This window comes from Nonomuraea zeae (assembly GCF_005889725.1).
GTDB lineage: Bacteria > Actinomycetota > Actinomycetes > Streptosporangiales > Streptosporangiaceae > Nonomuraea > Nonomuraea zeae.
Map to the genome: position 1 here is coordinate 1 of NZ_VCKX01000441.1, position 7,676 is coordinate 7,676.

Consider the following 7,676-nt stretch of genomic DNA (forward strand, 5'->3'; position numbering starts at 1 on the left):
AGGTGTATAAGAGACAGGTCCCCGCCCCCGTTCCTGTTCCTGTTCCTGTCTCCAGGACGATCACGTCGGCCGGGTCCCAGCGGGCGAGGACCGGCGTGCCCGCGCCGGGCGGGTCGGCGGCGCCCGCGCCGGTGTCCGGGACCTGCACGCTCAGCGCGCGGCCGTCGGCCAGCCGAACCTCCACGTGCCAGGCGTCGCCCGCGAAGGCCCGGTACCCCACCGTCCCCGCCACGCCGCCCGCCTCGGAGGCGTCCGCGCGCAGGTCCGTGCCGGTGCCGGTACCGGTTCCTGTTTCGGTTTCGGTGGTCGCGCCCCGGGCGTACAGGCGGATGCGTTCGGGGCGGACGGCGACCACGACCCGCTCGCCCGGCCCGACCGGCAGCGGCCCGCAGTCCACGACGACCCCGCCGGCGTCGAGCGCGCCCGAGCCGGTCACCGTGCCCTCCAGGACGTTGGCGGCGCCGATGAACTGGGCCGTGAACCGGGTCGCCGGCCGCCGGTAGACCTCGTCAGGGGTGCCGAGATGCTCGATCCGGCCGCCGTTCATGACGGCCACCCGGTCGGAGAGCGCCAGCGCCTCCTCCTGGTCATGGGTGACGAACACCATCGTGGTGCCGATCCGCCGCTGGATGGCGCGCAGCTCGACCCGCATCTCCCTGCGCAGCTTGGCGTCGAGGTTGGACAGGGGCTCGTCCAGGAGCATGACGGCGGGCCGGATGGCCACGGCGCGGGCGAGCGCCACCCGCTGCTGCTGGCCGCCGGACAGCTGCGCGGGCCGCCGCTCGGCGTACCCCTCCAGCCCGACCAGGCGCAGCGCCTCGCGGATCCGCTCGTCGCGCTCGGCCTTGCCGAGCTTGCGGACGCGCAGCCCGTACGCGACGTTGCCGGCGACCGTCATGTGCGGGAAGAGCGCGTAGTTCTGGAAGACCATCCCGAGCCCGCGGCGGTACGGCGGACGGTCCGTCACGTCGGAGCCGTCGATCACGATCCGCCCGGCCGTGGGCCGTACGAAGCCCGCGATGCAGTTGAGCAGCGTCGTCTTGCCGCAGCCGCTGGGCCCGAGTATGGACAGGAACTCGCCCTTGCGGATGGACAGCCGGTCCAGGTCGAGCACGCGGGCGCCTTCGTAGCCGGCGGCCAGCCCTTCGATCTCGACGTGCCCGGCGCCCTCCTCGGGCAGCTCGATCAGCCGAAGATCTGATTCCACCGCTGCTGCCATTCGTTGAGCTTGGGAGTGGCGACCGAGTAGTCGACCCAGGCGAACTTCTTGTAGACCTCGGGCCCGTGCTCGACCCACTGCTCGAAGTCGTCGTTGTAGTCGATCGTGTCGTTCCCCGCGGCGTACCAGGTGCCCTCGGCGAACGGCTTCTGGTTGTCAGCCGCCGTGAGGTAGTCGAGGAACTTCGTGGCCAGCTCGCTGTGCTGGGTGCCGCTGGCGACGAAGTACGAGGTCAGCGCCCCCACGGCCCCGGACTTGGGGTAGGTGAAGCTGATCGGGGAGCCGTTCTTGGCCATGGCGAACGCGCGGCCGTCCCAGAAGGGCATGATCCAGGCGTCGCCGTTCTCGATGACGGTGGCGGCGGCGCCCGCGTTGGCGGGGAAGGACGACACGCAGCCCTTCAGCGTCTTCAGGGTGTCGAACGCCTTGTCCACCGCCGCCGGGTCGGACAGCTTGCCGCCCTGCGAGGTGACCAGGGCGGAGAAGAACTCCAGGCCCGGGTTGTAGGTGAGCGGGGGGAGCGCGACGTGGCCGCAGTACTTCTTGTCGAAGATGTCCGACCAGTCCGTCGGCGCGGGGCTGATCTTGTCGTTGCGGTACATGAGGCCGGTCGAGCCGGTGGTCAGCGGCACCCCGTACTGCTTGCCGTCGTAGGCCGACTTGGAGCTGAGCGTGGGGTCCAGGTCCTTCCAGTGCTCCAGCTTGTCGGTCTGGAGCGGCTGGAGCAGGCCCGCGGAGGCGGCGGGCAGCGAGGCGTCGGGGGTGAAGGCGATGACGTCGAACGGCGGGTTCTTGCCCCCGGCCGCACGCAGCTTGGTGAGCCACTCGGCGTTCGCGCCGTAGACGAGGTTGACCTTCGCCCCGGTGTCGCGCTCGAACGGCTCGACGAACGACTTCTTGAACAGCTCTCCCCAAGCGCCCGCGAACGCGGTCACCGTGAGCTCCTGCTGCGCCTTGTCCGATGTGCCGCCGCCCGTGTCCACGCCGCCGCAGGCAGTGAGCGCCAGTGCGACCGCCGTGGCCGCCACCGTGAGGCGAGTGACTCCGCCCTTCATCATTCCCTTTCCGATCCCAGCAGCCGGCCAAGGGCGCGGAGGCAGGGCACGGCTCAAGAACCGTGCTTGCCGCCGGGAGCACCGTTCAGCTCGACGACCATGTCATCACCCGGGGCACCCCGCCACGGTTGGGAGGGTTGCCGTCCAGCAAGCCGGGGCTTCGCACTGGACTCATGACAAAAACCACTATACCAGTCGGTTTTATGTCAAATCTCCCTGGGTGGTTTGTAGCTATTCGACCCTCTCTGCCTACGTTAGGTCAAACTTGGGGTCAGCATCCCGTTGCCTACCCCAAGCGGCGCATCGCCTAATCCTCTGTCCGTCACGGCCGGGCCACCCGGCGTCCATGGTCAATTTGCCGTAAAGTTAATAGGGAATGCAGGGATTGCTGTGTCGTACGCAAAGGGAAGGTGAGCGCCATGCCCGGCTCCGTACCGTGGCCTAGTCTCGACCCCATGTCGATCAATGAGGACGCCCGCGGGTTTGAGGCCCTGCTCCCGACGCCGGATCGCGCGGTCGTCGCGGTCGAGCCGGAGACCGGGGGAGACGGGCACTGGGCGGGGGCGCCGAGCGCGGTCGCCGCCGACGGGCAGATCTATCTGGCCTACCGTTTGCGCCGGCCGCTGGGCCAGGGCAGGGGCTACGCGGTCGTGGTGGCCGGGTCGGCCGACGGAGAGCGGTTCGAGCCGCTGGTGACGATCAGCAGCGCGGAGATGGACACGGAGTCGCTGGAGCGGCCCACGCTCGTCCGTACGCCCGAGGGCCGCTGGCGGCTCTACCTGAGCTGCGCCACCCAGGGGACCAAGCACTGGCGGGTGGAGGTGCTGGAGGCGGCCGGTCCGGCGGCCTTCGACCCGCGCTCGCGCAGGACCGTGCTGCCCGGTGACCCGAAGACCGGCGTGAAGGACCCGGTGATCGTCCAGCGGGACGGGGTGTGGCACCTGTGGGCGTCCTGCCACCCGCTGGCCGACCCCGAGGAGGCGGACCGCATGGTGACCGACTACGCCACCAGCGCCGACGGGCTGGAGTGGACCTGGCACGGCACGGCGCTCAGCGGCCGGCCCGGCCTGTGGGACGCCAGGGGCGTGCGGATCACGGCGGTGCGCTTCTCCGGCGACCGGGTGGCGGCCTTCTACGACGGCCGGGCGTCCGCGGCGGAGAACTACGAGGAGCGCACGGGGATCGCGGCAGGCGTCGATCCCGCGGCGCTGACCCCGTACGGCGACGCCCCTGCGGCCGTCTCGCCGCACGGGGGCGGCGGGCTGCGCTACCTCGACCTCGTGGACCTGCCGGGCGGCGGCACCCGCATCTACTACGAGTACACCCGCGCCGACGGGGCCCACGAGCTGCGCACCGAGCTGCGCTGAATCAGCGAGGCGCGGCTGGAGCCGTGCTGAATCGGCGAGGACCGTTGCGCGTGCGGCGAGTCATCGAGGTGCGGCCGGGCGGCCGTTCCTGGACTGGTACCGGCCGGGCGGCCGGGTGCCGACCAGGCCGCCCGAGCGCGTCCGCGGCCCCAGCCAGTCGCTGAAATCCTCGCCGGTGACCTCCTGCAGGAGCAGGATGTCCTCGGTGAAGTACGGCAGGAGCCGCCGCCGCTGGTCCCACGTCAGCGGCCGGCGGGATCTGCCGCGGCGCTGGAGCAGGTTCTCGACGAGCCGGGCCAGCGGGGCGGGCAGCCGCCGCCGGGCCGACGAGAGCAGGCGGTGCAGGGGGTTCGGGTCGGGATGCGCCGTGACGTTCTCCTTGGGCAGCTCGGTGAGGAGGCCCTGCCGTACGCCGAGGAAGCCGCAGATCCGGTCGAGCGTCTCGGCGGGCCGGTCGACGAGGTCCCGGTAACGGAAGATCAGCACCTGCTCGCGGGGAAACAGGGTGAACAGGTGCGCCAGCTGCTCCCCGTAGCGGCCGAGCCCGACATAGTGCCAGAAGTGCGCCCATCCGGCGGCGATCCGGCGTTCCTCCTCCTCGCAGGCGCGTACCACGTCGTCCAGCGGTTCGAGCCCGGCCGACCACAGGTGCGTCCAGTTGGAGTGGGCCCGCTCGACGGGGTCGCGCAGGATCACGATGAGCCGGGCGCCGGGGATGGCGGCCCGGATGCGCCGCTGCGCGTCCAGGTCGTACAGGTAGAACGGGGTGGCCTCGCCCGTCAGGGCGCCGGCCGGGGCGCCGGCGAACAGGGCCTCGTAGTCCGCGCGCCGCCAGACGTGCTCGCGGTAGGTCTGGGCGTCGCCCGGCCCGCCCCTGGTGGGCGGCGGGCCGCCGTCGGTGAGGAAGTGCTTGGGCTCCTTGACCGGAGACATGTAGAGGTCCGGGTGCAACTGCAGGGCGGCGTGGAGCGCCGTTGTGGCCGCCTTGGGCACACCGACGATCAAGAAATCCGGTAGGGACATGGTCGTCCTCTCGAGCGAGACAGCCAATAGCCCAATTACCTACCAAATATATCGTTAATGCAAGCCCGCCTCGCCAGACCGCCCCTGGTAGCACCTCAGATTCTGACCCGGCTCAGGACGTGACCCGGCTCAAGAGTTGCCCCGCCGCTCCGGACGTACACCGGCTGAAAACTTGCCCGGCTCAGGACTTGAACCGGCTGAGGAGCTTTTCCGCTCCGGCGAACTCCCCGACCACCTCGGCGGCCGTGCGCAGCTCCCGCACCATGCCCACGGCCTGGCCGGCGTACACGTAGGCGGTGTCGAAGTCGTCCGCGCGACGGGCGGCGGCCAGCTCGGCAGGCGCGCCCTCGTCCGCCGCCAGCTCCTCCTCCCGCCCGTCCCACCGGTCGAAGAACGCGTTGCGCAGGGCGCGCCCGCCGAACTCCGGGGGCCAGTCGAGCCGCTGGGCGACGTCGAAGACGCGGCCGTAGGCCGTGCCGGTCTCGCTCGTGCCTATCACGCGTTCCCTGGCCGGGTCGGAGAGGGTCGTCTCGGCGCAGCCGAGGAAGGCCGTACCCACCCAGGCGCCGTCCGCGCCCGCGGCGAGGACGGCGGCCAGCCCGCGGGCGCCGGCGATGCCCCCGGCCGCCAGCACGGGAACACTCACCGCGTCCAGCACGCTCTGCAGCAGGGGCAGGGTGGCCACCTCGGCGCGGCCGTGCCCGCCACCCTCACCGCCGCGCGCCACCACCACGTCCGCCCCGGCCTGTTCGGCGGCGCGCGCCTCGTCCGTGGTGCCCGCTTGGACGGCCACGACGATGCCGGCCTGCCGCAACGGCTCGACGTAGCGGCCGAAGGGACCGTAACTGACCGACACCAGGCTGGGCCGGGCGTCGAGCACCGCGTCCAGCAGGCCGGCCCCTTCACCGAGCGCCCAGGCCATCAACCCGATGCCGTACGGACGCCCGCCGCCGGCGGCGACCGCGGCCTGCTGAGCGACCCACGAAGGGGCCGCGGTGGCGGGGACGCCGAACATGCCGAGCCCGCCCGCCGCGGACACGGCCGCGGCCAGCCGCCCGTCGCTGACGCCCGCCATCGGCGCGCCCACCACCGGCAGCTCCAGCCCGAACCGATCGGTCACCCAGGTCCGCAACATCGCCCACCCCTCCGCTCGTACCGCCGTCGGAGACGATTCTCCCTCCCCGGCCTCCCCTCCCGAACGCCGGGCGTGGGGAGTAGAGGGGGCCGGCACGCGCAGGGGGGACGCTTCCCCGGACCTCCCCTCCAGAGACCGGGCGTGACGAGCGGACGAGTCCAGTGCGTGCGGGCGGCGCAGAGGGGTGCTCCGGACGCCGGGTGTGACGAGCGGACGGGCTCAGTTCGTGCAGGTGGCGGAGACCGTGACGTCGTAGATGTGCCAGACCCCGCCCGGCGCGGCCCACACGAACGCGGATGTCGTCTGCCAGTTCGCGCATGCGACACCCGCGGCGAGCACCGCCGCGCGGGCGGCCTGGGTGCCGTTCTGGATGGCCGCGCCGGCGGTGGCCCCGCCGCCCTGGCGCGTCTCCGAACGCGCCACCGGGTACGACGGAGGCGGAGGCGGCGTCACGCAGGTGCCGGACGCGGTCGCGTTGAAGATGTACGCCGAGCCGTCGGGCGCCGTGTACAGGCAGGGCCTGATCGTGCTGTCCCACGTGGTCAGGCTGGACGGCCGCCCGGGGGCCGGGATCGTCGTGGGCCCCGAGATCAGGACGCCGTCCGTCGAAGACGGTAGGTACGTCGGCGCTCCTCGGCCTCGGGCAGATGGCCCGGCGGACGACTCAGCGCCGTGTTTCTCCGGAAACCACTTCCCGCTGCCAAGTGCCCCCGGGATGCGCGCTCACGCGTCCGGCTCGGCGAAGGCGGCCACCGCGATGCCGAGCGTGCGCTGGTTCTGGCCGGACGCCTTCGCGTCGGTCGAGTTGACCGAATAGACCAGGGTGCGGCTCAGGTCGCGGGTCGCCCCGACGCCGGCCGCGTAGCCGTGGCGGGCGCCGGTCTTGCCGTAGGCGACGATCCCGCCGGGGAGGACCAGCCTCGTCATGCCGGAGGTGTAGACGGCCGGCTGGTTGCCGCACTCGTCGTACATCGTGACGTCCGGGACGGTGAACATCGGCGCCAGCTGGGCCGTCGGCACGACCATGCCGGAGAACAGCGCCTTGACGAACTTCTCCAGGTCCGCCGTGGTCGAGATGAGGTCGCCGGAGGCCCACGTGGAGGTGACGCTGGTCTCGGTCATGTCGACCACGTGGCTGTCGCCGTAAGGGATGGCGTCGTCGAAGCCGGCGGGCACGCTCTGGTAGCCCTTGTGGTGCGGGCCGCGGATGCGGGGCGAGGTGCCGGGCAGGTAGCTGTCGCGCATGCCGACCGGGCGCAGGATCCTGGCGGTGACCTCGTGCTCGTAGGAGCGCCCGGTGACCTGCTCGATCAGCAGCCCGGCCACGAACGTGTTGGTGTTGAGGTAGTGCTGCCTGGTTCCGGGGGTGAACTCGATCGGGTTCCGCACGGCCAGCGCGACGTATTCGTTCGGCGTCCAGGTCTTGAACCGGGTCCGGTAGGCCCACTCGAACGTGCCGGGCAGGGTGGGCGCGGGCAGCCCGCTCGTGTGGTTCAGCAGCTGGCCCACGCGCACCTCGGGGTAGGAGGCGGGGAGCAGGCCCGGCAGGTAGTCCTGGACGGTCCCCGCGAGCGAGATCCGGCCTTCGGCCACGAGTTGCAGCACGACCGCGGTGGTGAACATCTTGGTCACGCTGCCGGCCCGGAAGCGTACGTGTGCGGAGGCCTTGCGAAGGGTGGCGAGGTCGGCAACGCCGCTCACGCCCGACCAGGAGCCCTTGCTGCCGCCCACCCGCACGATCGCGGCGGTGGCGTCGGCGGCGGGCAGGCCCGCGATGGCCTGCTCCAGCGCGGCGGAGTTGATCGGCGGGATCGCCGCGTCCGGGTCCGGCCGGACGACGGCCGGCGGCGGGCACGGACTTGAGGCGCCGAGCTGGG

At 72.0% G+C, this 7,676-nt stretch carries 7 protein-coding genes and 1 riboswitch; of the genes, 1 reads left to right on the plus strand and 6 read right to left on the minus strand.

Annotation, left to right across the window (positions count from 1 at the left end; translation table 11 throughout):
- Together ETD85_RS58110 and ETD85_RS58115 are read right to left on the minus strand one after the other, a co-directional pair.
- Positions 1-1,207 (minus strand): ABC transporter ATP-binding protein (locus ETD85_RS58110; protein ID WP_240780105.1); only part of this gene is annotated, 1,207 nt, incomplete at its 3' end.
- A complete protein-coding gene (locus tag ETD85_RS58115; protein WP_138698384.1) occupies positions 1,186-2,277 on the minus strand; it encodes an ABC transporter substrate-binding protein in 1,092 nt (363 codons plus the stop codon). The genes ETD85_RS58110 and ETD85_RS58115, both read right to left, overlap by 22 nt.
- A gap of 54 nt (positions 2,278-2,331) precedes the next feature.
- Positions 2,332-2,453, minus strand: a riboswitch (SAM riboswitch).
- Between the two features lie 276 nt (positions 2,454-2,729).
- Between ETD85_RS58115 and ETD85_RS58120 the strand changes: the two genes are divergently transcribed.
- Complete coding sequence (locus ETD85_RS58120) at positions 2,730-3,641, plus strand: glycoside hydrolase family protein (protein ID WP_138698385.1); 912 nt, start codon at positions 2,730-2,732, stop codon at positions 3,639-3,641.
- Between the two features lie 60 nt (positions 3,642-3,701).
- On the opposite strand, the gene ETD85_RS58125 is transcribed toward ETD85_RS58120, so the two are convergent.
- From ETD85_RS58125 to ETD85_RS58140, 4 genes are all read right to left on the minus strand, one after another.
- Positions 3,702-4,664, minus strand: a complete 963-nt coding sequence (locus ETD85_RS58125; protein WP_138698386.1) for a sulfotransferase family protein — start codon at positions 4,662-4,664, stop codon at positions 3,702-3,704.
- A gap of 181 nt (positions 4,665-4,845) precedes the next feature.
- Complete coding sequence (locus tag ETD85_RS58130; protein ID WP_138698387.1) at positions 4,846-5,799, minus strand: NAD(P)H-dependent flavin oxidoreductase; 954 nt, start codon at positions 5,797-5,799, stop codon at positions 4,846-4,848.
- Positions 5,800-6,018: 219 nt separating this feature from the next.
- Positions 6,019-6,222 (minus strand): hypothetical protein, encoded by a 204-nt coding sequence (locus ETD85_RS58135; protein WP_138698388.1) that lies wholly within the window; start codon positions 6,220-6,222, stop codon positions 6,019-6,021.
- Between the two features lie 300 nt (positions 6,223-6,522).
- The coding region (locus ETD85_RS58140; RefSeq protein WP_138698389.1) for a serine hydrolase domain-containing protein at positions 6,523-7,676 on the minus strand (1,154 nt) is incomplete at its 5' end.

What these genes read in the sequence shown, in the direction of transcription:
- ETD85_RS58115 (WP_138698384.1), bottom strand. Translation starts at nt 2,277, where the DNA reads ATGATGAAGGGCGGAGTCACTCGCCTCACGGTGGCGGCCACGGCGGTC.
- ETD85_RS58120 (WP_138698385.1), top strand. Translation starts at nt 2,730, where the DNA reads ATGTCGATCAATGAGGACGCCCGCGGGTTTGAGGCCCTGCTCCCGACG.
- ETD85_RS58125 (WP_138698386.1), bottom strand. Translation starts at nt 4,664, where the DNA reads ATGTCCCTACCGGATTTCTTGATCGTCGGTGTGCCCAAGGCGGCCACA.
- ETD85_RS58130 (WP_138698387.1), bottom strand. Translation starts at nt 5,799, where the DNA reads ATGTTGCGGACCTGGGTGACCGATCGGTTCGGGCTGGAGCTGCCGGTG.